Origin of the sequence: Pseudomonas sp. St290, assembly GCF_018325805.1 — a bacterium.
GTDB classification, from domain to species: domain Bacteria; phylum Pseudomonadota; class Gammaproteobacteria; order Pseudomonadales; family Pseudomonadaceae; genus Aquipseudomonas; species Aquipseudomonas bijieensis.
In genome coordinates this window covers 1,542,797-1,568,662 of the sequence record NZ_AP014703.1, presented here as the reverse complement: position 1 = coordinate 1,568,662, position 25,866 = coordinate 1,542,797, and the positions used below count along the sequence as shown (strand labels likewise).

General features: G+C 61.7%; 23 protein-coding genes. 11 read left to right on the top strand and 12 right to left on the bottom strand.

The window, feature by feature from the left end; genetic code table 11:
• Positions 1-64: 64 nt before the first annotated feature.
• Positions 65-673, bottom strand: coding sequence for a LemA family protein (locus PBDP_RS06850; protein WP_212801991.1), 609 nt, complete (start codon positions 671-673; stop codon positions 65-67).
• Positions 674-923: 250 nt separating this feature from the next.
• Between PBDP_RS06850 and bglX the strand changes: the two genes are divergently transcribed.
• Positions 924-3,215: a beta-glucosidase BglX gene (gene bglX / locus PBDP_RS06845; protein ID WP_109755931.1), complete on the top strand. Its 2,292-nt coding sequence runs from the start codon at positions 924-926 to the stop codon at positions 3,213-3,215.
• Between the two features lie 141 nt (positions 3,216-3,356).
• On the opposite strand, the gene PBDP_RS06840 is transcribed toward bglX, so the two are convergent.
• The 5 genes from PBDP_RS06840 to PBDP_RS06820 all read right to left on the bottom strand — a co-directional run bounded on the left by PBDP_RS06840 (position 3,357) and on the right by PBDP_RS06820 (position 7,768).
• The gene (locus PBDP_RS06840) at positions 3,357-4,514 is read right to left on the bottom strand and encodes a phospholipase D-like domain-containing protein (protein ID WP_116831651.1); all 1,158 of its coding nucleotides are present in this window, start codon (positions 4,512-4,514) and stop codon (positions 3,357-3,359) included.
• A gap of 1 nt (position 4,515) precedes the next feature.
• Positions 4,516-5,106 carry a YceI family protein gene (locus tag PBDP_RS06835; protein WP_212801990.1) on the bottom strand — a complete coding sequence of 197 codons (591 nt, stop codon included), beginning with the start codon at positions 5,104-5,106 and terminating at the stop codon, positions 4,516-4,518.
• Positions 5,107-5,309: 203 nt separating this feature from the next.
• On the bottom strand, positions 5,310-5,618 hold the full coding sequence (locus PBDP_RS06830; protein ID WP_212801989.1) for an amidase: 309 nt from the start codon (positions 5,616-5,618) through the stop codon (positions 5,310-5,312).
• A complete protein-coding gene (locus PBDP_RS06825) occupies positions 5,615-6,709 on the bottom strand; it encodes a serine hydrolase domain-containing protein (RefSeq protein ID WP_212801988.1) in 1,095 nt (364 codons plus the stop codon). Before PBDP_RS06825 ends, PBDP_RS06830 begins: the two co-directional genes overlap by 4 nt.
• A 174-nt stretch (positions 6,710-6,883) precedes the next feature.
• Positions 6,884-7,768, bottom strand: coding sequence for an acyl-CoA dehydrogenase family protein (locus tag PBDP_RS06820; protein WP_212801987.1), 885 nt, complete (start codon positions 7,766-7,768; stop codon positions 6,884-6,886).
• Positions 7,769-7,912: 144 nt separating this feature from the next.
• Here PBDP_RS06820 and olsB point away from each other — a divergent pair, with 144 nt between their 5' ends.
• Positions 7,913-8,668, top strand: a complete 756-nt coding sequence (gene olsB / locus PBDP_RS06815; protein WP_109755937.1) for an L-ornithine N(alpha)-acyltransferase — start codon at positions 7,913-7,915, stop codon at positions 8,666-8,668.
• Positions 8,668-9,459, top strand: a complete 792-nt coding sequence (locus tag PBDP_RS06810; RefSeq protein WP_212801986.1) for a lysophospholipid acyltransferase family protein — start codon at positions 8,668-8,670, stop codon at positions 9,457-9,459. Before olsB ends, PBDP_RS06810 begins: the two co-directional genes overlap by 1 nt.
• Positions 9,460-9,573: 114 nt before the next feature.
• Here PBDP_RS06810 and PBDP_RS06805 read toward each other — a convergent pair whose 3' ends face one another.
• Positions 9,574-10,158 (bottom strand): acyl carrier protein phosphodiesterase, encoded by a 585-nt coding sequence (locus tag PBDP_RS06805; RefSeq protein ID WP_116831647.1) that lies wholly within the window; start codon positions 10,156-10,158, stop codon positions 9,574-9,576.
• Positions 10,159-10,314: 156 nt separating this feature from the next.
• On the opposite strand from PBDP_RS06805, the gene PBDP_RS06800 reads away from it, so the two are divergent.
• The 4 genes from PBDP_RS06800 to PBDP_RS06785 all read left to right on the top strand — a co-directional run bounded on the left by PBDP_RS06800 (position 10,315) and on the right by PBDP_RS06785 (position 13,681).
• On the top strand, positions 10,315-10,617 hold the full coding sequence (locus tag PBDP_RS06800; RefSeq protein WP_053119236.1) for an ArsR/SmtB family transcription factor: 303 nt from the start codon (positions 10,315-10,317) through the stop codon (positions 10,615-10,617).
• A 17-nt stretch (positions 10,618-10,634) separates the two neighbouring features.
• Positions 10,635-11,801 carry an MFS transporter gene (locus PBDP_RS06795; RefSeq protein ID WP_116831646.1) on the top strand — a complete coding sequence of 389 codons (1,167 nt, stop codon included), beginning with the start codon at positions 10,635-10,637 and terminating at the stop codon, positions 11,799-11,801.
• Positions 11,802-11,834: 33 nt separating this feature from the next.
• Positions 11,835-12,884: an alkene reductase gene (locus PBDP_RS06790; RefSeq protein ID WP_163855036.1), complete on the top strand. Its 1,050-nt coding sequence runs from the start codon at positions 11,835-11,837 to the stop codon at positions 12,882-12,884.
• 170 nt (positions 12,885-13,054) lie between these two features.
• Positions 13,055-13,681 (top strand): hypothetical protein, encoded by a 627-nt coding sequence (locus PBDP_RS06785; protein ID WP_212801985.1) that lies wholly within the window; start codon positions 13,055-13,057, stop codon positions 13,679-13,681.
• 210 nt (positions 13,682-13,891) lie between these two features.
• Here PBDP_RS06785 and PBDP_RS06780 read toward each other — a convergent pair whose 3' ends face one another.
• The gene (locus PBDP_RS06780; RefSeq protein WP_109755944.1) at positions 13,892-14,524 is read right to left on the bottom strand and encodes a TetR family transcriptional regulator; all 633 of its coding nucleotides are present in this window, start codon (positions 14,522-14,524) and stop codon (positions 13,892-13,894) included.
• A 268-nt stretch (positions 14,525-14,792) separates the two neighbouring features.
• Between PBDP_RS06780 and PBDP_RS06775 the strand changes: the two genes are divergently transcribed.
• Genes PBDP_RS06775 through adeC form a run of 3 tightly spaced genes read left to right on the top strand, consistent with a single transcriptional unit; the run spans position 14,793 to position 20,572 of the window.
• Positions 14,793-15,950, top strand: a complete 1,158-nt coding sequence (locus PBDP_RS06775) for an efflux RND transporter periplasmic adaptor subunit (RefSeq protein WP_109755945.1) — start codon at positions 14,793-14,795, stop codon at positions 15,948-15,950.
• Between the two features lie 3 nt (positions 15,951-15,953).
• The gene (gene emhB / locus PBDP_RS06770) at positions 15,954-19,118 is read left to right on the top strand and encodes an efflux RND transporter permease subunit EmhB (protein WP_109755946.1); all 3,165 of its coding nucleotides are present in this window, start codon (positions 15,954-15,956) and stop codon (positions 19,116-19,118) included.
• The gene (adeC, locus tag PBDP_RS06765; RefSeq protein ID WP_109755947.1) at positions 19,115-20,572 is read left to right on the top strand and encodes an AdeC/AdeK/OprM family multidrug efflux complex outer membrane factor; all 1,458 of its coding nucleotides are present in this window, start codon (positions 19,115-19,117) and stop codon (positions 20,570-20,572) included. Before emhB ends, adeC begins: the two co-directional genes overlap by 4 nt.
• A 211-nt stretch (positions 20,573-20,783) precedes the next feature.
• Here the strand turns inward: adeC and PBDP_RS06760 are convergent, their stop codons facing one another.
• Complete coding sequence (locus tag PBDP_RS06760; protein ID WP_109755948.1) at positions 20,784-21,134, bottom strand: DUF6124 family protein; 351 nt, start codon at positions 21,132-21,134, stop codon at positions 20,784-20,786.
• Between the two features lie 673 nt (positions 21,135-21,807).
• Here PBDP_RS06760 and PBDP_RS06755 point away from each other — a divergent pair.
• On the top strand, positions 21,808-23,061 hold the full coding sequence (locus PBDP_RS06755; RefSeq protein ID WP_212801984.1) for an OprD family porin: 1,254 nt from the start codon (positions 21,808-21,810) through the stop codon (positions 23,059-23,061).
• A gap of 209 nt (positions 23,062-23,270) precedes the next feature.
• Here the strand turns inward: PBDP_RS06755 and pcaC are convergent, their stop codons facing one another.
• The 3 genes from pcaC to PBDP_RS06740 are packed head-to-tail and all read right to left on the bottom strand — an operon-like array spanning position 23,271 to position 25,851.
• Positions 23,271-23,663, bottom strand: coding sequence for a 4-carboxymuconolactone decarboxylase (gene pcaC / locus PBDP_RS06750; protein ID WP_030142291.1), 393 nt, complete (start codon positions 23,661-23,663; stop codon positions 23,271-23,273).
• 10 nt (positions 23,664-23,673) lie between these two features.
• Positions 23,674-24,474, bottom strand: a complete 801-nt coding sequence (gene pcaD / locus PBDP_RS06745; protein ID WP_212801983.1) for a 3-oxoadipate enol-lactonase — start codon at positions 24,472-24,474, stop codon at positions 23,674-23,676.
• Between the two features lie 12 nt (positions 24,475-24,486).
• Positions 24,487-25,851, bottom strand: a complete 1,365-nt coding sequence (locus PBDP_RS06740; protein WP_212801982.1) for a 3-carboxy-cis,cis-muconate cycloisomerase — start codon at positions 25,849-25,851, stop codon at positions 24,487-24,489.
• Positions 25,852-25,866 lie beyond the last annotated feature (15 nt).

The following is a 25,866-nucleotide window of genomic DNA, read 5'->3' as shown; positions in this document are numbered from 1 at the left end:
AATGACCGCGTTATCGTTCATCGCGAGCAAGCTTTGCTCCCACAGGCTCGCTCCCACAGTTTTTTCAGAACTTCACCTCAGGCGCTTTCTCGGCATTGGGGCTGGTCGCCTCGAAGGTTTCGCGGATCGGCAAGTCGCTGTACATCACGCTGTGCCACAGGCGTCCCGGGAACGTGCGGATCTCGGTGTTGTACTTCTGCACCGCCAGGATAAAGTCGCGGCGGGCCACGGCGATGCGGTTCTCGGTGCCTTCGAGCTGCGATTGCAGGGCCAGGAAGTTCTGGTTGGCCTTGAGGTCCGGATAACGCTCGACCACCACCATCAGCCGGCTCAACGCACCGCTCAACTGGTCCTGGGCCTGCTGGAACTGCTTGAGTTTTTCCGGGTTGTCCAAGGTGCTGGCGTCCACCTGGATCGACGTGGCCTTGGCCCGCGCCTCAACCACCGCGGTCAGGGTGTCCTGTTCGTGCTGGGCATAGCCCTTGACGGTTTCCACCAGGTTGGGGATCAGGTCGGCGCGGCGCTGGTACTGGTTCTGCACTTGGCCCCAGGCGGCCTTGGCCTGTTCGTCCAGGGTCGGGATGTTATTGATGCCACAACCGGCCAGCAGCGTGGTGAACAGCATCAAGGCCAGCATCGGCAGGCTGCGAAGGTGGTTCAGTCGTGGATTCATGGGATGAAGCGCTCCCTGGCATGACATTGGAAAAACCCGGCACCTATCTCACAGGCGTCTGGGGCATAATCTGCCGCCGCACTGGATTGAATCGGGTCGATGGGCTAAAAGATGCGCAGTGCGAAACTAAGTTCAGCCCAATGGGTTCGAAAGTGTGCTGCATTTAACTGAACAACAATAGCCGCTCCTCACATTTTGGCTGACCGGCGTGGCGTGATCCCCGCCCTTTAGGCTTGCGAGAAAACTATTCATGAAGAAGCTGTGTTTGCTGGGCCTGTTTGTCAGTCTGGCCAGTCAATCCGTATTTGCCGACAACCTGCCAGCCCCCATAGAGAACAAGGACGCGTTCATCAGTAACCTGATGAAGCAAATGACCCTCGAAGAGAAGATCGGCCAGTTGCGCCTGATCAGCATCGGCCCGGAAATGCCTCGGGAGATGATCCGCAAGGAAATCGCCGCCGGCAATATCGGTGGCACGTTCAACTCCATCACTCGCGATGAAAACCGTCCGATGCAGGACGCGGCCATGCGCAGCCGGTTGAAGATCCCGATGTTCTTCGCCTACGACGTGATCCACGGCCACCGCACCATTTTCCCGATCCCCCTGGCCCTGGCCTCGAGCTGGGACATGGACGCCATTTACCACTCCGGCCGCATCGCCGCCCAGGAAGCCGCGGCCGACAGCCTGGACATTACCTTCGCGCCGATGGTCGACATTTCCCGCGACCCGCGCTGGGGCCGGACCTCCGAAGGTTTCGGCGAGGACACCTACCTGGTGTCGCGCATCGCCGGGGTGATGGTCAAGGCGTTCCAGGGCAACGGCGCCAACGCGGCCGACAGCATCATGGCCAGCGTCAAGCACTTCGCCTTGTACGGCGCGGTGGAAGGCGGTCGGGACTACAACACCGTGGACATGAGCCCGGTGAAAATGTACCAGGACTACTTGCCCCCCTATCGTGCCGCCATCGACGCCGGAGCTGGCGGGGTGATGGTCGCGCTGAACTCCATCAACGGCGTGCCCGCCACCGCCAATACCTGGCTGATGCACGACCTGCTGCGCAAGGAGTGGGGCTTCAAGGGCCTGGCGGTCAGTGACCACGGCGCCATCTTCGAATTGATCAAGCACGGCGTCGCCAAGGACGGTCGCGAAGCGGCGAAGCTGGCGATCAAGGCTGGCATCGACATGAGCATGAACGACTCGCTCTACGGCAAGGAGCTACCGGGGCTGCTCAAGGCCGGTGAGATCGAGCAGAGCGACATCGACAACGCGGTACGGGAAGTGCTCGCGGCCAAATACGACATGGGTCTGTTCAAGGACCCGTACCTGCGCATCGGCAAGGCCGAGGATGACCCGGCCGACACCTACGCCGAAAGCCGCATGCACCGCTCCGATGCCCGTGACGTGGCGCGCCGCAGCCTGGTCCTGCTGGAAAACCGCAACCAGACCCTGCCCCTGAAGAAGACGGCGAAAATCGCCCTGGTCGGCCCACTGGCCAAGGCACCGATCGACATGATGGGCAGTTGGGCCGCCGCCGGGCGTCCTGCGCAATCGGTCACCCTGTTCGATGGCATGACTCGCGCCCTGGGTGCTGAGTCGAAGCTGATCTATGCCCGTGGCGCCAACATCACCAGCGACAAGAAGGTGCTCGACTACCTGAACTTCCTCAACTTCGATGCCCCGGAAGTGGTGGACGACCCGCGCCCGGCCCAGGTGCTGATCGACGAAGCGGTAAAAGCCGCCAAGGATGCCGATGTGGTGGTGGCCGCCGTGGGTGAGTCCCGCGGCATGTCCCATGAGTCGTCGAGCCGTACCGAACTGAACATCCCGGCCAGCCAGCGCGAGTTGATCAAGGCCCTGAAGGCCACCGGCAAGCCGTTGGTACTGGTGCTGATGAATGGCCGTCCGCTGTCGTTGCTGGAAGAAAAACAGCAGGCCGATGCGATCCTGGAAACCTGGTTCAGCGGCACCGAAGGCGGCAACGCCATCGCCGACGTGCTGTTCGGCGACTACAACCCGTCGGGCAAGCTGCCGATTACCTTCCCTCGTTCGGTGGGGCAGATTCCGACCTACTACAACCACCTGAGCATCGGCCGGCCGTTCACACCGGGCAAGCCGGGCAACTACACCTCGCAATATTTCGATGACACCACCGGCCCGCTCTATCCGTTCGGCTATGGCCTGAGCTACACCGAATTCAGCCTGTCGGACATGGCCCTGTCATCCACCACGCTGAACAAGACCGGCAAGCTCGACGCCAGCGTAACCCTGGAAAACACCGGCAAGCGTGACGGCGAAACCGTGGTGCAGCTGTACATCCAGGACGTGACCGGCTCGATCATCCGCCCGGTGAAGGAGCTGAAGAACTTCCGCAAGGTGATGCTCAAGGCCGGCGAGAAGAAAGTCATCCACTTCACCATCACCGAAGACGACTTGAAGTTCTTCAATGCCCAGCTCAAGTACGCGGCTGAGCCGGGCAAGTTCAACGTGCAGATCGGCCTGGACTCCCAGGACGTGAAGCAGCAGAGTTTTGAGTTGCTCTGACCCTCAGGCAACACAAACTCCCTGTGGGAGCGGGCTTGCTCGCGAAGGCGGTGGATCAGTCAGCAATGGAGTCGACTGACACACCGCCTTCGCGAGCAAGCCCGCTCCCACATTGGGGCCCAGTGTTTTAAAGAATTGCGCTTACCCCCGCCGATCCAACAGATTCACCACCACCCGATCCACCAACCCCCACACCCGCTGCTTGAACCGCTTCCACAGCGGCCGGCGCTGCCAGGCGTCGAGGCTGACCTGCAGGCTCTGGGCGAAGTCCCGTTCGAAACTGGCCGCCACTGCGCCACTGAGCCTGGAATCCAGGGCTTCGAGGTTGGCTTCCAGATTGAAACGCAGGTTCCAGTGATCGAAATTGCAGGAGCCGATGCTGACCCAGTCGTCCACCAACACCATCTTCAGGTGCAGGAAACACGGCTGGTATTCGAAGATCTGTACGCCGGCCTTGAGCAATCGTGGGTAATAACGATGCCCGGCGTAGCGCACGGATGGGTGATCGGTACGCGGGCCGGTCAGCAGCAGGCGCACGTCGATACCCCGGGCGGCGGCCTTGCGCAAGGAACGGCGCACGTTCCAGGTCGGCAAGAAATACGGCGTCGCCATCCAGATGCGTTTCTGGCCGCTGTTCAGTGCACGGGACAGCGATTGCAGGATGTCGCGATGCTGGCGGGCGTCGGCATACGCCACACGCCCCATGCCCTCGCCCACCGGAGGAACGCGCGGCAGGCGCGGCAAGCCGAAGTTGGACGCCGGTTTCCAGGCTCTCCGATGACGGTTGGCGAGCCACTGGCGGTCAAACAGCAATTGCCAGTCGAGCACCAGCGGACCGACGATTTCCACCATCACTTCGTGCCACTCACTGCGGTCGTCGAGGGGGTTCCAGAATTCATCGGTCACTCCGGTGCCACCGACCACGGCCAGGCGCTGGTCCACCAACAGCAGCTTGCGGTGATCCCGGTAGAGGTTGCGCACCCAACGGCGCCAGCTCAGCCGATTGTAGAAACGCAACTCCACTCCGGCCTCGGTCAGGCGCTTGCGCAGGGCCAGGGTAAACGCCAGGCTGCCGTAGTCATCGAACAGGCAACGCACGCGAACGCCACGTTCGGCGGCCTGGACCAGAGCCTGGACCATCGCTTCGGCGCAAGCGCCCGCCTCCACCAGGTACAGCTCCAGCTCGACCTGTTCCTGGGCACGGGCGATTTCCACCAGCATGCGCGGGAAGAACTGCGGGCCGTCGATCAACAGCTCGAAGCGATTGCCTTCACGCCAGGGGAATACCGGGCCACTCATGTCAGCGCGCCGTGAAAATCAGCACCGCATTCACCGGCACCGAGAGGCTGATGGCCGACAACCCGGCCAGGTTTCGCAGTTTTTCCAGCCCCGGCGCCAGATAGAAATCCGCCGCGTTGAGCACCACCGGTTCCAGGGTCACCACTTGGAAGCGGCGTTCGTCCAGGCGCGTGGCCAGCAGTTCGACAGGGTACTCGTGCTGTTTGCCGTGCAGGTTCACCGTCAGCGGCAGGCGCAACTCCAACTGCGCGCCGTTGGCCAGGTCCTGGATCGGCATCAGGTCGATTTGTGCGGTGATGGTGGCTTCGGCAAATTGCTTGATCTCGAACAGCTCGGCGCGCATGCGCTCATCGCGCAGGGGGATGCCGCTGTTGACGGATTCCAGCTCCACTTCCAGGCGGGCCAGGCCGTTGGGCTGCACTTGGCCGTGAAGTACCAGGAAACGCTGGACCTCGGAGACATTGCCATTTTTGCTGCTGATAAACGACAGCCGCGAAGACTCGCCGTCCAGGTACCAGTCGGCCTGGGCCGGCAGCGCTGCGCAGGCCAGCAGCAAGCTGGCGACAGCGTGAGGGAAAAACCGCTTGAACATACACACTCGCAGGGCACATAAACCTGTGGCGAACCTTAACCGGGCCGAGGGCACTTGCAAACTGTCTGTTTCAATAACTGCAGGAACACACAGAACCTGTGGTAAAGGGATTCGTTTGTGGGAGCAAGGCTTGCCCGCGATGGCGTTTTTGGAATCGCCATCGCGGGCAAGCCTTGCTCCCACAATAGAACCGGAGTCAGGCCTTACTCCAACCGACACCCTTGCCGCGCGCCCATCCACCGCGCACTGTGGCTACGCCCCAACCCACTGACGGTGATGCGTTTCGCCTCAGGGGTCTCGAGAAAATCGCTGACGGGCACTGACTGTTGCACATAGCCATGGCAATACTCGGCCGGTTGCTGCATCACATAGCGGCACGAGCAATATTCCTTGGCGGTGTAGGCACTGATGATGTCGGGAAAGGCCCGCAACGCCACCCGCTCGAGCCAGACCCAACCGAACAAGGCAATGAGCAGCACCGACAGCAGGCTAAGCAAGATTTTGCGCTTCATGGCTGCACCTTTGCGGCGAACGCCGCCATGGCGCGCTTGAGCAGTTCGTTATGGCGATAGCTACCGTCGCGGTCGTCGCCGTAACGCACGATCACCAGTTTGGCGCTGGGGATGATGTACAGCGCCTGGCCCCAATGGCCCAGCGCGGCGAAGGTGTCCGGCGGCGCGTCGGGCCAGGGGTGGATTGCCGGGTCGACAGCGCGGTTGAGCCACCAATGCCCGCCGGGCACGGCCTCGTCCTGGCCGGCCTGGAAGTGGGCGAAAGGTTCACGATTGAACGCGACCCACTCCCTGGGGATCAGTTGCCGTTGGCCCCAGCGGCCGTCCCGCTGCATCAACAACCCGACACGCGCCAAGTCCCGCGCCGTGAGGTAGGCGTAGGACGATCCCACGAAGGTGCCGCTGGCATCGGTTTCCCAGGTAGCATGGCGGATGCCCAGGGGGTCGAACAAAGCCGTCCAGGGATAGTCGGAGTAGCGCGCCGGGCCGACGATGTTTTTCAACGCGCCAGCCAGCAGGTTGCTGTCGCCGCTGGAATAACGGAACGCCTGGCCTGGCGGACCGGCGCTTTCATGCTCCGCGGTGAATCCCGCCATGTCGCGCCGTCCACGGGTATACAGCATTGCCACCACCGAGGAGTTGAGCGGCGCGTATTCGTAGTCTTCCTGCCAGTCCAGGCCCGAGGCCCAATGGAAAAGATCGGCCAGGGTCAGCCCCGGGTGCCGGCTCAGGGGCGGGTAGTACTTGGCTGCCGGATCATCCAGGGCAAAGCGCTTTTCCCCGTAGGCGACGCCGAACACCGTCGCCAGCAGGCTTTTGCTGATGGACCAGGTCAGGTGCGGGGTCTGGGCAGTGGTTGGCCCGGCGTAGCGTTCGTAGACCAGCCGACCGTCCCGGATCACCAGCAGCGCGTCGGTGCGGATGCCTCGGCGGGTGACGTCGTCCCGGGGTGGGAAGGCATATTGCTCCAAGGCTTCGATGGCCGGCCCGGTAGGGGTCGGAGCGGTTGGCCACTGCTCGCTGGGCCAATCTTCGGCGTGAGCGCCCAAGGTGAGCAACAGGAGTGGGATCAGGAACCAGCCTTTGGACATGCTTGGGGCTCGCAGGATTGAACCTGATGAGCTTAGGTAGGCTTGATGACAGTTTGGATGTTTGTGCCGACAGTACCGACGCCATCGCAGGCAAGCCTTGCTCTCACAGGTCTACGACAGACTGTCATTTAACACTGAACCTGTGGGAGCAAGGCTTGCCCGCGATGAGGCTCGTCAAGCCAATGAAGATTCCAGAGCCTTGGCCAACCGCTTGGCCCGCGCGCCCGCTGCCATCTCCATCACTGCCTTATCCCGCGTCCACATCTCGCACCACGTTGCAGGCCCGGCGGCCAGTGCGTCCTTCAGCTCGCCAGCGAGCCCGTCAAACTGGGCGAACAACCCACCCAGCAGCACATGCCCGGCAGCACTCGAAGGGTTGTGACGGCTCACCTCCGCGCAACCGGCCAGCAGCCCCAGCAGGCGCAATTGCAACGCCTGGGGCCAGGCACACTCTTGTCCGACGCCATACAACCAGGCGGTCATCGCGCTGAGCACATAAAGGTCTTCCAGGGTGCGGAACGGCTTGACGTAGGCATCCCAACCGTCGCCTGCCAGCAACTCGCACAGCGCGCCATCGAGCAGGACGCGGCCATGGCTGACGTCCGGCATCAGGGCAATGGCCGGGAGTTTTTCCAGGGTCACGCCCGGCTCACCGGGATAGACCACCGCCAGGTTCAGTCGCGGCGTTTCACCGGACGCTTCGCAGCGGGCGGCAATCAGCAACCACTCGGCGGCGTCGCCGGCGGTGACGAAATCCTTGCGCCCGCTCAGGCGCAAATCACTGAGGCGGGTCTGCATGTCCGCCGGGCGCAAGCTGCGTTGTTCGGTGGCGCACAAGGCGCCGAGGCTCTGGGGCGCGCTGGGCCAAAGCACCCGCAGCGCCGCCTGGTACCCCACCAGGAACGCCAGCCCCGGTGTCGCCATCAACCGCGCCCCGGCCACGGCCAGTTCGAACGGCGTCACCGGCCCCAGGCGTTGCAACAAGGTCGCATAACCTTCGGCCAGGTCCGGATGGGCAGGCAGGCGCTCGCCGCGTTCGATCAGAGTGTGCCAGGGCATGGGGGACTCCTTGAGGGCTGTCATATAAGCATCACCAAAGCTTCATGGCGATGACACCGGGGCTACATAGCCTGACTTTGCACAACATGGCTGCATAAAGAAAGTCGACAGGCTGCAACTGAACAGCCCGCACGGAGATTCGCTATGACCCAGATCGCCCGCATCAGCGACACCGGCAATGAACGCCGCCTGCAAGCCGAACGCCTGATCGGCGCCCACGCCTTGCAAGAAGCCCAGGCCCTGCGCTTCAACGTCTTCAGTGGCGAATTCAACGCCAAGCTCAAAGGCGCGGAAAAGGGTCTGGACATGGATGACTATGATGTTCACTGCGCCCACATCGGCGTACGCGACCTGAACACCGGTCGCCTCGTGGCGACCACTCGCCTGCTCGACCACCAGGCCGCCAGCAGCCTGGGCCGGTTCTACAGCGAAGAAGAATTCAGCCTCCACGGCCTGGTCCATCTCAAGGGCCCGATCCTGGAAATCGGCCGTACCTGCGTCGACCCGGCCTACCGCAACGGCGGCACCATCGCCGTACTGTGGGGCGAACTGGCCGAGGTCCTGAACGAAGGCGGCTACAGCTACCTGATGGGTTGCGCGAGCATTCCGATGCAGGATGGTGGCGTCCAGGCCCAGGCGATCATGCAGCGCCTGCGCGAACGCTACCTGTGCACCGAGCACCTGCAAGCCGTACCGAAAAAACCGCTGCCGAGCCTGGACGTACCGTCCAACGTCATTGCCGAGATGCCGCCGCTGCTCAAGGCCTATATGCGCCTGGGCGCGAAGATTTGCGGCGAGCCATGCTGGGACGAGGATTTCCAGGTGGCCGACGTGTTCATCCTGCTCAAGCGCGACGAACTCTGCCCGCGCTACGCCCGCCACTTCAAGGCAGCGGTGTAATGAGCCGGTTGCGGGTGTACGCGCGTATCGCGCGAGTCTTGCTGGTGGTGACCCTGGGCCTGAGCATGGCCAGCGTGTTCGGCCTGTTCGAACGCCTGGGGGTCGCCAACTCGATGGTCCGTCGCCAGCGCTGGTCGCGGTTCTTCATGGCGCGGCTGAGCCATGCCCTGCCCTTTTCAGTCACCGTCCATGGTCAACTGCCACAACGGCCAATGCTGTGGGTCAGTAACCATGTGTCCTGGACCGACATCCCGTTGCTGGGCATGCTCACGCCGATGTCATTCCTGTCCAAGGCCGAAGTGCGTACCTGGCCGGTCGCCGGATGGCTGGCCGCCAAGGCCGGCAGCCTGTTTATCCGACGCGGTTCGGGCGACAGCCAATTGATCCGCAAGCAAATGAGCCGCCATCTGGAGCAGGCCCATCCGCTGTTGATGTTCCCGGAAGGCACCACCACCGATGGTCGCTCCCTGCGCACCTTCCACGGTCGCTTGTTGTCGGCGGCCATCGATGCCGATGTGGCGTTGCAGCCGGTGGCGATCCGTTATGTGCGTAACGGTGAACCTGACGCGTTGGCACCGTTCATTGGCGATGATGATTTGCTGTCGCACCTGATGCGCTTGTTTGCCAACGATCGGGGCGAGGTGCACATCCACCTGCTGCAACCCATCGCCTGCCACGGCCAGGAGCGTGCGGCGCTGGCGTTCCAGGCGCAACAGGCGGTGCACAAGGCGTTGTTCGGGGCGATCCCGGAGAAGCAGCAAGCCCCGATGCGACCTGCCATTGCGGCCTGATCCGAGAACCTGTGGAAATCCCTTGTGGGAGCGGGCTTGCTCGCGATAGCGGCTTAACATTCAGCAGAGATGTTGACTGGACCGCCGCTTTCGCGAGCAAGCCCGCTCCCACAATTAGTTTTGTGGTGCAATCTGGCTCAGCGCAAAATCCTGAAGCTGTGGGTAGAACAACCGGAAATCCTCGCTCAACGGTTCATAGAGCCTGACCAGTTCCGGCATCGCTCCAGCCAGTTCCTCCGGCCGGGACAGACGCCGGGAAATCCCGCGCAGTACCTGCCCAAGCACTTCGAACTCCCGGTAAGACCCCAGCCAGTCATCCGCCGCCATATGAGGCGCGATGTGCGCCAGGCGCCCTGGTAGCTGCGGTTCGGTATTGAGTACCTGGTACACCCGGGCCGTGAAGTCCAGCAGCGGCCCTTCGCCGTACAACGTCCAGTCCCGGGCCAGGCAGTGATCGAAAAACACATCGAGCACGATCCCGGCATACCGCCTGCGCACCGTGGAAAAACGCGACAGGGCAATATCCACCAAGGGATGGCGGTCGGTGTACATGTCGATGCGCCGATGCAGGGCAATCGCCGCTTCGATCCGTGGATCGTAGAGCCCTTGCAGCGGCCCTTTGACGAAATCGCCGTAGAGGCTGCCGAGCAGTTGTTCCCGGCCGGGGCCGCCGAGATGCAGGTGCGCGAGATAGTTCATGGCCCGCAGCTTAGCACCACCGCGCCCATATCGTTATAACCCGATATAGCGATTTGTTCGGTATTCAGATCAAATCCATATTGGTGTATCGCGAAATAACGATTTAAGGTTCGCTCCATCGCGATATAGCGTTTTACCCATCCCGAGCTTGCCACCATGACCCTCGACCTCGACGAAATAATAAAAGCCCTGGCGCACCCAGTACGGCGAGACATCCTCAACTGGCTCAAGGACCCCAAGGTCCAGTTCCCCGACCAGTTGCACAACCACGAGTTCGGCATTTGCGCCGGGCAGATCGACCAGCGTTGCGGCCTGTCGCAATCCACGGTGTCTGCGCACTTGGCGGTATTGCAACGGGCGGGGCTGATCACCAGCCAGAAGGTCGGTCAATGGCACTTCTTCAAACGCAACGAGGAAGTGATCCAGCAGTTCCTCAAGCAAATGAGCCAAGAGCTCTGACCTGACAAGGACCCATCATGCCCCTCTCACTTCTCATCCTGGCCCTGAGCGCCTTCGCCATCGGCACCACCGAGTTCGTCATCATGGGCCTGTTGCCCGATGTCGCGGCCGACCTGGGCGTGTCGATTCCTGGCGCCGGCTGGCTGGTCACCGGCTACGCCCTGGGCGTGGCCATCGGTGCACCGTTCATGGCCCTGGCCACCGCGCGGCTGCCGCGCAAGGCCGCCCTGGTGGTGTTGATGGGGATCTTCATCATCGGTAACCTGCTTTGCGCGATTGCCAGCGACTACAACGTGCTGATGTTCGCCCGGGTCGTCACCGCCCTGTGCCACGGCGCGTTCTTCGGCATTGGTTCGGTAGTGGCCGCCGGCCTGGTGGCACCCAACAAGCGCGCCTCGGCCGTGGCCCTGATGTTCACCGGTCTGACCCTGGCCAACGTACTCGGCGTGCCGCTGGGCACCGCACTGGGCCAGGAAGCCGGCTGGCGTTCGACTTTCTGGGCGGTGACTGTCATTGGCGTGGTGGCGCTGATCGGCCTGATTCGCTTCCTGCCGGCCAAGCGCGATGAAGAAAAACTCGACATGCGCTCGGAACTGGTGGCGCTCAAGGGGGCCGGCCTGTGGCTGTCCCTGAGCATGACCGCGCTGTTCTCCGCCTCGGTGTTCACCCTGTTCACCTACGTCGCCCCGCTGCTGGGCGAAGTGACCGGCGTGTCGCCCCGTGGCGTGACCTGGACCCTGGTGCTGATCGGCCTGGGCCTGACCCTGGGCAACATCATCGGCGGCAAGCTGGCGGACAAGAGCCTGGCGAACACGCTAATGGGCGTCTTCCTCACCATGGCCGTGGTGTCCACCGTGCTGAGCTGGACCAGCGTGGCGCTGATCCCCAGCGAAATCACCCTGTTCCTCTGGGCCACCGCCTGCTTCGCCGCCGTGCCGGCCCTGCAAGTCAACGTGGTGACCTTCGGCAAAGCCGCGCCCAACCTGGTGTCCACCTTGAACATCGGCGCCTTCAACATCGGCAACGCCCTGGGCGCCTGGGTCGGCGGCAGCGTCATCGACCACGGCCTGGGGCTGACCTCCGTGCCCCTGGCCGCCGGCGCGCTGGCTGTGTTGGCGCTGCTGATCACCCTGATCACTTTCCGCCAGGGCGGCAATGCCGACCTGGCCCCGGCAACTCACTGACTTTTAATCCTTCCACTTTCGAGGTTGTATTCCATGGCGACTATTTTCGACCCCATCAAACTCGGCGACATCGAGTTGAAGAACCGCATCATCATGGCCCCGCTCACCCGCTGCCGCGCCGACGCAGGTCGCGTGCCTAACGCGTTGATGGCCGAGTACTACGTGCAACGTGCCTCCGCTGGCCTGATCCTCAGCGAAGCGACCTCCGTCACCCCGATGGGCGTGGGCTACCCGGACACCCCGGGCATCTGGTCCAACGACCAGGTGCGCGGCTGGGCCAACGTCACCAAGGCGATCCACGGCGCCGGCGGCAAGATCTTCCTGCAACTGTGGCACGTGGGCCGGATCTCCCACCCGTCGTACCTGAACGGCGAAACCCCGGTGGCGCCTAGCGCGATCCAGCCCAAGGGCCACGTGAGCCTGGTCCGCCCCCTGGCCGACTACCCAACGCCGCGCGCGCTGGAAACCGCTGAGATCGCCGACATCGTCGACGCTTATCGTGTCGGTGCCGAGAACGCCAAGGCCGCCGGTTTCGACGGCGTGGAAATCCACGGCGCCAACGGCTACCTGCTCGACCAGTTCCTGCAAAGCAGCACCAACCAGCGCACCGACAACTACGGCGGCTCCCTGGAAAACCGTGCCCGCCTGCTGCTGGAAGTGACCGACGCGGCCATCGAAGTCTGGGGCGCCGGCCGGGTGGGCGTGCACCTGGCGCCACGCGCCGACTCCCATGACATGGGCGACGAGAACCGTCTGGAGACCTTCAGCTACGTGGCTCGCGAACTGGGCAAGCGTGGCATTGCCTTCATCTGCTCTCGCGAGAAGGAAGGCGAAGACAGCATTGGCCCACAACTCAAGCAAGCTTTCGGCGGCCCGTACATTGCCAACGAACGTTTCACCAAGGACAGCGCCAACGCCTGGCTGGCCGAGGGCAAGGCCGATGCCGTCGCCTTCGGTGTGCCGTTCATTGCCAACCCGGACCTGCCGGCGCGCTTGAAAGCCGATGCACCGCTGAACGAAGCGCATCCGGAAACGTTTTATGGCAAGGGACCGGTGGGCTACATCGATTACCCCGTACTCTAAGTCGTAAAAAACGAAAGCCCTGGTTCGAAAGAACCAGGGCTTTTTTATATGCGCTAAATAACCAGTCAAACATCCAAACTTCTAAAACCTCTCTAACTATCCATATTATCGCCAACAACAAGGCAACACGTCTTGCCGCTTGCAATCACTCTCTTTGAAAAGGATTTCAAATGAACACCACCCCTGAAAATAACCAACAGACCGACAATGGCATTTATGAACTGATCGCCTCTCAATTCAGTTGGGCACCGTTGGCCGTGTTGTACCAATACCTCAAATCACTCGACACGCAAGAATATATGCCGATGCTCACGGCACTGATAGAGAAAGCGAACCTGAATGATAAGGTCAACAAGCAGGTTCAAGCCTGGGAACAGGAGCACATCAACCCAAACCGCACCCGTGTCATCGTAAAGTTGATCAACCATACCGACTTGGATTTTGAAATCGGTGAACGCACGCTGCAGTTGAATGCGGACGAACAACACGCCACACAGATTCGTCCCTGGGATATCCAAGCCTGGAAGTTCGACCTCGCATATACCCGACGCCTGGGCAGTCGCAGTAAAGAGATGTTCAAACACTTCATTGTGTTCGGCGATGAAGAGTTTGGTTTTCGCTTTGACTTCGGTCTGCACGTCAATACGTCCTTCGGTGTTATATCACCGACGCTGACACCCGTCCGGAGCCACACACTGACCTCGATTGGAATGAGCCCAATCCAATGCACGACACGAATCACTCGCACAGCCAGTGAAGAGCCCTATGGTTTTACCGTGGAACTCACGCTGAGCTGAAAATCCGGCCTCGCCAGGGCAGTCTGGCGAGGCATCGGCCGATCCGTTCGGATGACCCTGCCGAGCGGATTTTTCCCGCCCTTCACCAGAGCGAAACAAATTTCCTACAAAATTCGCCACCGACTGCCTATCAACCGCGCCAGTGTCGGTTTATAAAAGCATCCTTACGCGCTCGTATTGACACAAACCGACGCAATTACGCATTTTGTTTCATTTGCGCAGGCTGGGGCTCAGGCGCAGCATGTCCAGCCCGATCTCCACCCAGCGCTCGGCCTCACCCGCCAGGGCGAAGCTGTCGGGGGCCAGCAGCCACTGGTACAAAATGCCATCGATGTAGGCATGAATGGCGACTGCGGCCCTTTCAGGGTCCAGATCATCCGGCAACTGGCCGCGTTTCATCGCATTGCGCAACGACAGGGCGATGCGCACATTGCAGTCGAGGCTGACCTCGCGCCGCTGCTGGCGCAGATCGCACATTTCATCGGTGAATTCACACTTATGGAACAGAATCTCATTAATGCGGCGGGTTTTCGGGTCCAGGGCCACCTGCTGGAACAACTGGACCAGCAGTTTGCGAATACAGCCCAGCGGATCAAGCTCCTCTTCACTCTCACTGGCACGGGCCAACTCGTCGAGCGGCTCGTGCAGGGTGTCGAGCATGGCCTGGAGCAGGTCTGCCTTGTTACTGAAATGCCAATAGATGGCACCCCGCGTCACACCCGCCAGTGTCGCGATGTCGGCCAGGGTCGTACGCGCCACGCCACGCTCGAAAAAGGCCTTTTCGGCCGCTTCGAGGATCTGGCTGCGAGTCTCCTGGGCTTCCTCTTTGGTACGACGGACCATGGCAGTAAACACCTCAATCAGGATGCGGTCAGCAATGCGTAAGAATCAGCTGAACAAAATATGAGGCGACGTCTCTTTGGAACGCGTCCCCGATCTACGCTGGCCTTTGTCAGGCTTTTGTAAATCCGGATGTTACGCAATCTGGCTGTTTACAAACAACCGTGTACGTAAGTATATTTCTTAGCATCCTACTAATTGAAAAAATGCTCCTTTTTTACCCTTCCACCTTTCGAGTGCGCCAGTTACGCGCCTGGACCCGAGGATTTCCATGCAATTCAAGCCAGCTGTTACTGCTCTGGTCACTGCCATCGCCCTGGCATCGCTGCTCAGCGGATGCAAAAAGGAAGAGGCTGCACCCGCTCCTCCCCCTCCTCAGGTCGGCGTCGTAACCCTCAAGACCCAGCCCTTCACCCTGACCTCGGAGCTTCCGGGGCGCACCAGCGCATTCCGTGTCGCCGAAGTTCGCCCACAGGTCAACGGCATCATCCTCAAGCGCCTGTTCAAAGAAGGCGCTGACGTCAAGGCCGGCCAGCAGCTGTATCAGATCGACCCGGCCGTCTATGAAGCGACCCTCAAGAGCGCCGAGGCCAACCTGCGCTCCACCAAGTCGATTGCCGACCGCTACAAGCAACTGGTGGATGAACAGGCGGTGAGCCGTCAGGAATACGACACCGCCGTGGCCAATCGCCTGGAGTCGGAGGCCAACCTGCAGACTGCCCAGATCAACGTGCGCTACACCAAGGTCTATGCACCGATTTCCGGTCGCATCGGCCGGTCCTCGGTCACTGAGGGAGCATTGGTGAGCAACGGCCAGGCCGACGCGCTGGCGACCATCCAGCAACTGGACCCGATCTATGTCGACGTGACGCAGAGCTCGGTCGAACTGCTGCAACTTCGCCGCGAACTGGAAAGCGGCCGCTTGCAAAAGGCCGGCGAAAACGCCGCCATGGTCAAACTGACCCTGGAAGACGGCAGCCTGTATCCACACGAAGGCAAGCTGGAGTTCTCCGAAGTGTCGGTCGACCAGACCACCGGTTCCGTGACCTTGCGCGCCGTGTTCCCCAACCCTGACCACACCCTGTTGCCGGGCATGTTCGTCCACGCGCAATTGCAAGCTGGTGTGAACAGCGCGGCGATCCTGGCACCACAGCAAGGCGTGACCCGCGACCTGAAGGGTACGCCGACCGCCCTGGTCGTTGGCGCTGACAACAAGGTCGAACTGCGTCAGCTCAAGGCCAGCCGCACCGTCGGCAGCCAATGGCTGATCGAAGACGGGCTCAAGGCCGGCGATCGCCTGATCACCGAAGGGTTGCAGTTCGTACGCCCTGGCGTGGAAGTCAAAGCCACCGAAGCCACCAACGTTGGCACCAAGAACCCGGTCCCCGCACAGGCAGCTGATAAAGCCGCCGGCGGCAAAGGGGAGTAAACCATGTCGAAATTCTTTATCGACCGTCCGATTTTCGCCTGGGTGATCGCCCTGGTGATCATGCTGGTCGGGGCTCTCTCGATCCTCAAGTTGCCGATCAACCAGTACCCGAGCATTGCACCGCCGGCCATCGCGATCCAAGTGACCTACCCGGGCGCGTCCGCGCAAACCGTGCAGGACACCGTGGTACAGGTGATCGAGCAGCAGCTCAACGGCATCGACAACCTGCGTTATGTGTCCTCGGAAAGTAACTCCGATGGCAGCATGACCATCACGGCCACCTTCGAGCAAGGCACCAACTCCGATACCGCGCAGGTCCAGGTCCAGAACAAACTGAACCTGGCCACCCCGCTGCTGCCGCAAGAAGTGCAGCAACAGGGCATCCGCGTGACCAAGTCAGTGAGAAACTTCCTGATGGTGATCGGCGTGGTGTCGCGCGACGGCAGCATGACTCGGGAAGACTTGTCCAACTACATCGTCTCCAACATGCAGGACCCGATCTCGCGCACCGCTGGTGTCGGTGACTTCCAGGTCTTCGGCGCCCAATACGCGATGCGGATCTGGCTCGACCCGGCCAAGCTGAACAACTTCAACCTGACCCCGGTGGATGTGAGCACGGCCATTTCCGCGCAGAACGTCCAGATCGCGTCCGGCCAGCTCGGCGGCCTGCCGGCCATGCCCGGCCAACAACTGAACGCCACCATCATCGGCAAGACCCGCCTGCAGACCGCCGAGCAGTTCAAGGCGATCCTGCTCAAGGTCAACCCGGACGGCTCGCAAGTGCGTGTCGGCGATGTGGCCGATGTCGCCCTGGGTGGCGAGAACTACAGCATCAATGCCCAGTTCAACGGCGCTCCGGCCTCCGGCCTGGCCGTGCGGCTGGCAACTGGCGCCAACGCCCTCGATACCGCCAAGGCCCTGCGCAAGACCGTCGACGACCTCAAGCCGTTCTTCCCCCAAGGCCTGGAAGTAGTGTTCCCCTACGACACCACCCCGGTAGTGAGCGAATCGATCAAAGGTGTGGTTGAAACCCTGGTCGAGGCGGTCGCCCTGGTGTTCCTGGTGATGTTCCTGTTCCTGCAAAACTTCCGCGCCACCATCATCACCACGATGACCGTGCCGGTGGTACTGCTGGGCACCTTCGGGATCCTCGCGGCGTTCGGCTTCAGCATCAACACCCTGACCATGTTCGGCATGGTGCTGGCCATCGGCTTGCTGGTGGACGACGCCATCGTCGTGGTGGAAAACGTCGAACGGGTGATGAGCGAAGAAGGCCTGTCGCCCAAGGAAGCCACCAAGAAATCCATGGGCCAGATCCAGGGCGCCCTGGTGGGCATCGCCCTGGTGCTCTCGGCGGTACTGCTGCCGATGGCATTCTTCGGCGGCTCCACCGGTGTGATCTACAAGCAGTTCTCCATCACCATCGTTTCGGCCATGGCCCTGTCGGTCATGGTGGCATTGATCTTTACGCCGGCCCTGTGCGCCACCATGCTCAAGCCAATCCCCAAGGGTGAGCACGGCACACCGAAACGCGGCTTCTTCGGCTGGTTCAACCGCACCTTCGACCGTGGTGTCAGGAGCTACGAACGGGGCGTGGGCAACATGCTCAAGCACAAGGCCCCGTATCTGCTGGCCTATATCATCATCGTGGTTGGCATGGTCTGGCTGTTCACCCGCATCCCGACGGCGTTCCTGCCGGAAGAAGACCAGGGCGTATTGTTTGCCCAGGTACAGACACCGGCGGGTTCCAGCGCCGAGCGTACCCAGGTGGTGGTGGACAAGATGCGTGAGTTCCTGCTGCGACCCAGCAAGGACGGCGGCGAAGGCGATGGCGTGGCCTCGGTGTTCACCGTGACCGGCTTCAACTTTGCCGGCCGTGGCCAGAGCTCCGGCCTGGCGTTCATCATGCTCAAGCCGTGGGAAGAACGTAACGCTGACAATAGCGTGTTCAAGATCGCCGGTCGGGCCCAGCAACACTTCTTCACCTTCCGCGACGCGATGGTGTTCGCCTTCGCACCGCCAGCGGTGATGGAACTGGGTAACGCCACCGGTTTCGACGTGTTCCTGCAGGACCGTGCCGGTATCGGCCACGACAAGCTGATGGAAGCCCGCAACCAGTTCCTGGGCATGGCGTCCCAGAGCAAGATACTGGCCCAGGTGCGTCCGAACGGTCTGAACGATGAACCGCAATACCAGTTGGAAATCGATGACGAGAAGGCCAGTGCCCTGGGCATTACCCTTTCGGAAATCAACAACACCCTGTCGATTGCCTTGGGCAGTAGCTATGTGAACGACTTCATCGACCGTGGTCGAGTGAAACGGGTGTACGTCCAGGGCCAGCCGAATGCGCGCATGAGTCCCGAAGACCTGAAGAAGTGGTACGTGCGCAACAGCGCCGGAACCATGGTGCCGTTCACTGCGTTCGCCAAGGGTGAGTGGGTCTACGGCTCGCCGAAACTGGCCCGTTACAACGGCGTGGAAGCCATGGAAATCCTCGGCACCCCGGCGCCTGGATACTCCACCGGTGAAGCCATGGCCGAGGTTGAGGCCATCGCCAAGAAGCTGCCGGCCGGTGTCGGTATTTCCTGGACGGGCCTGTCCTACGAGGAACGTCTGTCGGGCTCCCAGGCGCCAGCGCTGTACGCCCTGTCGCTGCTGATGGTCTTCCTGTGCCTGGCGGCACTGTATGAAAGCTGGTCGATTCCGATCGCGGTCATGCTCGTGGTGCCACTGGGGATCATCGGTGCCTTGATGGCGACCAGCCTGCGTGGCCTGTCCAACGACGTGTACTTCCAGGTGGGCTTGCTGACAACCATCGGTTTGGCGGCGAAAAACGCCATTCTGATTGTAGAGTTCGCCAAGGAGCTCCATGAACAGGGCCGAACCTTGGTGGAGGCCGCCATTGAAGCCTGTAGGATGCGTCTGAGACCGATCATCATGACGTCCCTGGCGTTCGTCCTCGGCGTGGTTCCGCTGGCGATTTCCACTGGCGCCGGTTCAGGCAGCCAGCACGCCATCGGTACCGGCGTGATTGGCGGTATGCTCACCGCGACCATCCTGGCAATCTTCTGGGTGCCACTGTTCTTCGTGACCGTGTCGTCGATAGGCCGTCGCAAAAATACCGATGGGCACGACACTCCTGAAACTTCCAAAGAGGCTGGCCAATGAGCAAGTCGCTACTCTCCCTGACCATCGCCGCCGTCGTGCTCAGCGGTTGCTCGCTGATCCCCGACTATCAGCGGCCCGAAGCACCGGTCGCGGCGCAATACCCGCAAGGGCTGGCCTACGACTCGGCCAATGCGCCCGGCCAGGCCGCCGCCGAGCAAGGCTGGAAACAGTTTTTCCATGACCCGGCGTTGCAACAGCTGATCCAGGTTGCCCTGGAAAACAACCGCGACCTGCGTGTCGCGGCGCTGAACATCGATGCCTATGCCGCGCAATATCGCATCCAGCGCGCAGACCTGTTCCCGGCGGTCTCGGCCACCGGTTCCGCCAGCCGCCAGCGCGTGCCGGCACGGGCCTCGCAAACTGGTGAAGCGGCCATCAGCAGCTCCTACTCGGCCACCCTGGGCATCAGCGCCTACGAGCTGGACCTGTTCGGCCGGGTTCGCAGCCTGAGCGAGCAAGCGCTGCAGAGCTACTTCGCCACCGAAGAAGCCCGTCGCAGCACCCAGATCAGCCTGGTGGCCAACGTCGCCAATGCCTACCTGACCTGGCAGGCCGACAAGGAACTGCTCAAGCTGACCCAGGAAACCCTCGGGGCCTACGAGCAAAGCTTCAAGCTGACCTCACGCAGCGCCGAAGTCGGCGTGGCCTCGGCCCTGGACCTGAGCCAGGCACGCACCGCGGTAGAAAATGCCCGCGTGCAACTGGCGCGCTACACCCGCCAGGTCGCCCAGGACGAAAACAGCCTGACCCTGCTGCTGGGCACCGGCCTGCCGGCCAACCTGAACACGCAACCGCTGAGCGATGACCTGCTCAGCGAAGTGCCGCCCGGGTTGCCGTCGGACTTGCTGCAACGTCGTCCGGACATTCTCCAGGCCGAACGTAACCTGCTGGCTGCCAATGCCAACATCGGCGCCGCGCGGGCCGCGTTCTTCCCGAGCATCAGCCTGACGGCCAACGCCGGCACCTTGAGCCCGGACCTGTCCGGCTTGTTCAAGGGCGGTTCGGGCACCTGGACCTTCGCTCCGCAAATCAACCTGCCGATCTTCAACGCCGGCAGCCTGCGGGCGAGCCTGGATTACGCGAAGATCCAAAAAGACATCAACGTTGCCAATTACGAGAAGGCCATTCAGACGGGGTTCCAAGAAGTCTCCGATGGCTTGGCCGCACGCCGGACCTACAACGAACAGTTGCAGGCCCAGACCGCCTACGTTGCTTCCAACCAGGACTACTACCGCCTGGCCGAGCGGCGCTACCGCATTGGTGTCGACAGCAACCTGACCTTCCTCGACGCCCAACGCCAACTGTTCAGCGCGCAACAATCGCTGATCACCGACCGCCTGGCGCAACTGACCAGCGAGGTCAATTTGTACAAGGCACTGGGCGGTGGCTGGAACGCCGAGACGGGCAAGAACGAACCGGTGAAAGAAGAAGCGCCGAAGATGAAGCTGTTCTGATTGATGTTTGAACGCTGAACATGAAGCCCACCGAAAGGTGGGCTTTTTGTTTGTGTGCGCTTTAACGCTGGCCTATGTGGGAGCAAGGCTTGCCCGCGATGGAGGCGATGCGGTCTTTCAGGAACCGAGGCGCCTGTTTCGCGAGCAAGCTTTGCTCCCACAGCCCAGCGGGGCGATGCGACGCTTCGCTAAATCCCCTCGCCACACTTGGTTAACGCGGGTCGACGAGATCCAGCGCTCGATTGGCCAACAACTCACTCAAGTCAATCATCTGCACCACGCCGAGCGCGACATGCCGCCGAGAGCCTTTCAGGTCGAACGCCAGGTCGTTGACCATCGCACTGGCCGAGGCCAGGGTTTCGCTGAGATTTGCTAGTAGGCACTCGGTGTCGAGGGTATCGATGACGGTGAAAACTTGAGTTGAGGTTTTGGGTTTGGGATCAGGGTGGGTGCCCAGATGGTAATCGAGTGCTCGGTCTGCGGCCTCTTGGAGCTTTTCTGGATCGGGGTCGTTGTAGGGGAAGGTGCTCTCTGATGGCGAAGAAGGATGGTGTTTGTTCATAACGGCGCTCCTGCATCAATTGGAGCCCGAGACGTTGGGTCCGGGCGCTGGCGCCTAACGAATTCGGCGGGCTTGCAGACCCGGTCGCTGGATTGGCAGCGACATGAACAAGCTAGAGATGCCGCTTCCGAGCAGCAACCTTAAAACCTCGTCGGAAAAGTCACCGCGTCTGTCAGACCGACCACGAATTCTGTGGGAGCGAGCCTGCTCGCGATGGCGGTAGACCAGACTGCATCAGCGTTGGATGTACCTCCGTATTCGCGAGCAAGCCCGCTCCCACATTGGGTCAGTGGCGACCTATGAATTTGCGGCCACCGAAAATCCCTGTGGGAGCGAGCCTGCTCGCGAATACGGTGGATCAGCCTGCATCAGTGTTGGATGTACCGCCGTATTCGCGAGCAGGCTCGCTCCCACAGGTTCTTCATCCAGCCAATCGGCCCTTTTTGCTGTTCGATAATCGCCCAAAACCCGCAAACGCCAATTGAAGCGATCCCAGGCAGCCCTTCACCATCCCTCGCACAAAACCAATAACAACAGGTTCGACGCCATGCCCCTACGCCCCGCCTCACCCGGCTGATCCCTCGATCGCCTAAACACCCAAGTTACACCACACCGTCTGCAACCCAAGGTTGCGGCAACGACCCGTTTTGCCCATAAAAATCAGAGACACGCCATGAAACCCACACAGCACTTTTTCCCCAGCCTCATTGCCGTAGCCCTGACCACTACCGCCCTGCCCGTCCTGGCCGCAGAATCGGGGTTTGTCGAAGATGCCAAGTCCACGCTGAACCTGCGCAACTTCTACTTCAACCGCAACTTCACCAACCCGAACAATGCCCAAGGCAAAGCCGAGGAATGGACGCAGAGTTTCATCCTCGACGCCAAGTCCGGTTTCACCCAGGGCGTGGTCGGTTTTGGCGTGGATGTGCTGGGCACGTACTCGCTCAAGCTCGACGGCGGGCGCGGCACGGCGGGCACCCAGTTGCTGCCGGTGCACGATGACGGCCGTCCTGCCGATGACTTCGGTCGCCTGGGCGTGGCTCTCAAGGCCAAGGTGTCGAAGACCGAACTGAAGGTCGGCGAATGGATGCCAGTGCTGCCAATCCTGCGCTCCGACGACGGCCGCTCCCTGCCGCAAACCTTCCGTGGCGGCCAGGTGACCTCCACCGAAATCAGCGGTTTGACCCTCTACGGCGGCCAGTTCCGCGCCAACAGCCCGCGCAACGACGCGAGCATGGAAGACATGTCGATGAACGGCCGCGGCGCCTTCACGTCCGACCGCTTCAACTTCGGCGGCGGCGAATATGCCTTCAACGACAAGCGCACTCAGGTTGGCGTCTGGTACGCGGAACTGTCCGACATCTACCAGCAGCAATATTTCAACCTGACCCACAGCCAGCCCATCGGCGACTGGACCCTGGGCGCCAACCTTGGCTACTTCATCGGCAAGGAAGACGGCAGCGCGCTGGCCGGCGACCTGGACAACAAGACCGCGTTCGCCATGCTCTCGGCCAAATACGGCGGCAACACCTTCTACGTCGGCCTGCAGAAAGTCAGCGGCGATGATGCCTGGATGCGCGTGAATGGCACCAGCGGCGGCACCCTGGCCAACGACAGCTACAACTCCAGCTATGACAACGCCAAGGAAAAATCCTGGCAATTGCGCCACGACTTCAACTTCGCCGCCGTCGGCGTGCCGGGCCTGACCCTGATGAACCGCTACATCAGCGGCGACAATGTGCACACCGCCACGGTCGACGATGGCAAGGAATGGGGCCGGGAAAGTGAGCTGGCCTACACCGTACAGAGCGGCGCGCTCAAGAGTCTGAATGTGAAATGGCGTAACTCGACGATGCGTCGGGACTACAGCACTAATGAGTTCGATGAAAACCGGTTGATTGTCAGCTATCCGATCAGCCTGTTGTAAAAACCAACATGGGTCGAGGCAGTCCCACCGTCATCGCGAGCAGGCTCGCTCCCACAGAGGGATCAGCATCGGGCACAAAATTTGTACTCACTGAAGATCCAATGTGGGAGCGAGCCTGCTCGCGATGGCGTCAGCACATTCAGCATCGATGCAAGCTGCCCCACCGCTTTCGCGAGCAAGCCCACTCCCACAGGGAATGAAGTAACCCCTTAACCCCGTGATTCGACACCCAGCTCATCCCACACCGACTCGGCCAGGTGGAAGGTGGCGTTGGCCGCCGGAATGCCGCAGTAGATCGCGCTCTGCATGATCACTTCCTTGATCTCGCTGCGGCTCACGCCGTTGTTGGCGGCGGCGCGCAGGTGCAGCTTGAGTTCCTCATTACGGTTCATGCCGATCAGCATGGCGATGGTGATCAGGCTGCGAGTGTGGCGCGGCAGGCCCGGGCGGGTCCAGATGTCGCCCCAGGCGTGACGGGTGATCATCTCCTGGAATTCGCTGTTGAACTCGGTCAAGGCATTGAGGCTGCGGTCGACATGGGCATCGCCCAGCACCGCGCGGCGTACCTGCATGCCTTCGTCGTAACGTTGTTTCTCGTCCACAAAAAACTCCTCAGGCTCGGCCAGAATCAAGCAGGAAATCCAGCACCCGGGCGCTGAACGCAGCGCCGGCCTGGACGTTGGACAGGTGCGCGGCATAAAACTCGGCGTACTCGGCGCCACTGACCCGCTCCTGGATAAAGTGCCCACCCGACGGCGGCGTCACAGCATCTTCAGTGCCGGTAATCACCAGCAGCGGCACCTGGATCGACGACAGTTGCTCGCGAAAATCGGCATCGCGCACCGCCGCACAGTTGGCCGCATAGCCCTGGGGCGAAGTGGCGGCGAGCATGTCAGTGATTTGTTTCACCGTCGCAGGCTGCGCCTCGGCGAAGTCTGGGGTAAACCAACGGGCAATCGAGGCATCGCGCAACGCCACCATCGCCGCCTTGCCATCACGCAGCACGGTTTCGATGCGCGGGTTCCATACCGAGGGGTCACCGATCTTCGCGGCAGTGTTGCACACCACCAGTTTATGTAGCCGCTCACCGGCATTGATCCCCAACCATTGGCCGATCAACCCGCCCATGGACAAGCCACAGAAATGCACCTTGTCGATGCCCAACTGATCAAGCATCGCCAGCACATCGCGGCCCAGTTGTTCGATGCTATAGGGCCCTTCGGTGACCAGCGACTGGCCATGACCACGGGTGTCAAAACGCAATACGCGAAAGTGTTCGCTGAAAGCCGGGACCTGCGCATCCCACATGTGCAGGTCAGTGCCGAGAGAGTTTGAAAGCACCAGCACCGGGGCCTCTTGCGGCCCGTCCAATCGGTAATTCAGATCGCCCTCGGCGAGTTTGACGAATCCCACAACAATCTCCTTTCAGGCGTTCAAGGCAAGGTGTTCGGCCACCGCTCGGGCGACCCAGGTCTGGGCCTGGCCGAGGTAGTGAGCGGGGTTGAGTAGATGATCGATTTCAGCAGCGGACAACTGTGCAGTGACCTGGGGTTCGTCCCCCAACACGTCCCGCAGATGCCGTTGTTCGGCCACGGCGCGCTTGCAACATTGCTCCAGCAGATGATGCGCCGTGTCGCGCCCCACCCGCTGGGCCAGGACGATGCTTACCGCTTCGGCGAGCACCAATCCCTGGGTCAGTTCCAGGTTGCGGGCCATGCGCGCCGCGTCGACTTCCAGCCCATCAGCCAGCAGCCGTGCCTGCTGCAAGGCACCGGATACCAGGCAGCAGATCTCCGGCAAGGTTTCCCATTCGGCGTGCCACAGGCCCAGGCTGCGCTCGTGTTCCTGAGGCATGGCACTGAACAGCGTCGATAACAAACCAGGCACTCGCGTCGCCGCGCCGATCAGCACCGCCGCGCCCACCGGGTTGCGTTTGTGGGGCATGGTCGACGAACCGCCCTTGCCCGGCGCCGACGGTTCGAACGCTTCGCCAGCCTCGGTCTGCATCAACAGGCTGATGTCGCGGCCCAGCTTGCCCAGGCTGCCGGCGATCAAACCCAACACCGAGCCGAACTCCACCAGGCGGTCGCGCTGGGTGTGCCACGGTTGTTCCGGCAGGTTCAGTTGTAGCTCGGCAGCCAAGGCTTCGGCGATGGGCAAGGCGTGTTCGCCCAAGGCGGCGAGCGTTCCAGAGGCGCCGCCAAATTGCAGCACCAGCAAGCGTGGCTTGAGTTCTTTCAGACGTTGCCGACTGCGGGTGATCGCTCCCAGCCAACCAGCGATTTTCATACCCAGGGTCACCGGCGTGGCATGCTGCAACCAGGTACGCCCGGCCAGCGGAGTGGCGGCGTAGCGTTCGGCTTGGCGGGCCAGGGTGCCGGCCAGCTGGGCCAGTTCTGCCTCGATCAAGCCCAACGCCTGGCGCAGTTGCAGCACCAACCCGCTGTCCATCACGTCCTGGCTGGTTGCGCCCAGGTGCACGTAGCGTTCGGCTTCAGCATCCTCGGCGGCGATGCGTTTGCCCAACGCCTTGACCAGCGGGATCGCCGAATTGCCGGCACTGGCGATCGCTTCGCTCAAGGCCGAAAAATCGTAAAGCTGGGCACGACAGGCCTGCTCGATCGGCGCCACCGCGCTCTGGGGAATCAAACCCACCCGCGCTTCGGCCCGGGCCAATGCCGCCTCGACGTCGAGCATGGCCTGGAGCCGGCCCGTATCGCAGAACACCTCGCGCATGTCGCGGGCGGTGAAGTAGGCATCGAACAGTTGATTGCCCAGTCGGTCGCTCATAAACAGTCCTTGGGA

Coding starts and splice junctions, on each gene's coding strand:
- PBDP_RS06850 (WP_212801991.1), bottom strand. CDS start 673: ATGAATCCACGACTGAACCACCTTCGCAGCCTGCCGATGCTGGCCTTG.
- bglX (WP_109755931.1), top strand. CDS start 924: ATGAAGAAGCTGTGTTTGCTGGGCCTGTTTGTCAGTCTGGCCAGTCAA.
- PBDP_RS06840 (WP_116831651.1), bottom strand. CDS start 4,514: ATGAGTGGCCCGGTATTCCCCTGGCGTGAAGGCAATCGCTTCGAGCTG.
- PBDP_RS06835 (WP_212801990.1), bottom strand. CDS start 5,106: ATGTTCAAGCGGTTTTTCCCTCACGCTGTCGCCAGCTTGCTGCTGGCC.
- PBDP_RS06830 (WP_212801989.1), bottom strand. CDS start 5,618: ATGAAGCGCAAAATCTTGCTTAGCCTGCTGTCGGTGCTGCTCATTGCC.
- PBDP_RS06825 (WP_212801988.1), bottom strand. CDS start 6,709: ATGTCCAAAGGCTGGTTCCTGATCCCACTCCTGTTGCTCACCTTGGGC.
- PBDP_RS06820 (WP_212801987.1), bottom strand. CDS start 7,768: ATGCCCTGGCACACTCTGATCGAACGCGGCGAGCGCCTGCCTGCCCAT.
- olsB (WP_109755937.1), top strand. CDS start 7,913: ATGACCCAGATCGCCCGCATCAGCGACACCGGCAATGAACGCCGCCTG.
- PBDP_RS06810 (WP_212801986.1), top strand. CDS start 8,668: ATGAGCCGGTTGCGGGTGTACGCGCGTATCGCGCGAGTCTTGCTGGTG.
- PBDP_RS06805 (WP_116831647.1), bottom strand. CDS start 10,158: ATGAACTATCTCGCGCACCTGCATCTCGGCGGCCCCGGCCGGGAACAA.
- PBDP_RS06800 (WP_053119236.1), top strand. CDS start 10,315: ATGACCCTCGACCTCGACGAAATAATAAAAGCCCTGGCGCACCCAGTA.
- PBDP_RS06795 (WP_116831646.1), top strand. CDS start 10,635: ATGCCCCTCTCACTTCTCATCCTGGCCCTGAGCGCCTTCGCCATCGGC.
- PBDP_RS06790 (WP_163855036.1), top strand. CDS start 11,835: ATGGCGACTATTTTCGACCCCATCAAACTCGGCGACATCGAGTTGAAG.
- PBDP_RS06785 (WP_212801985.1), top strand. CDS start 13,055: ATGAACACCACCCCTGAAAATAACCAACAGACCGACAATGGCATTTAT.
- PBDP_RS06780 (WP_109755944.1), bottom strand. CDS start 14,524: ATGGTCCGTCGTACCAAAGAGGAAGCCCAGGAGACTCGCAGCCAGATC.
- PBDP_RS06775 (WP_109755945.1), top strand. CDS start 14,793: ATGCAATTCAAGCCAGCTGTTACTGCTCTGGTCACTGCCATCGCCCTG.
- emhB (WP_109755946.1), top strand. CDS start 15,954: ATGTCGAAATTCTTTATCGACCGTCCGATTTTCGCCTGGGTGATCGCC.
- adeC (WP_109755947.1), top strand. CDS start 19,115: ATGAGCAAGTCGCTACTCTCCCTGACCATCGCCGCCGTCGTGCTCAGC.
- PBDP_RS06760 (WP_109755948.1), bottom strand. CDS start 21,134: ATGAACAAACACCATCCTTCTTCGCCATCAGAGAGCACCTTCCCCTAC.
- PBDP_RS06755 (WP_212801984.1), top strand. CDS start 21,808: ATGAAACCCACACAGCACTTTTTCCCCAGCCTCATTGCCGTAGCCCTG.
- PBDP_RS06740 (WP_212801982.1), bottom strand. CDS start 25,851: ATGAGCGACCGACTGGGCAATCAACTGTTCGATGCCTACTTCACCGCC.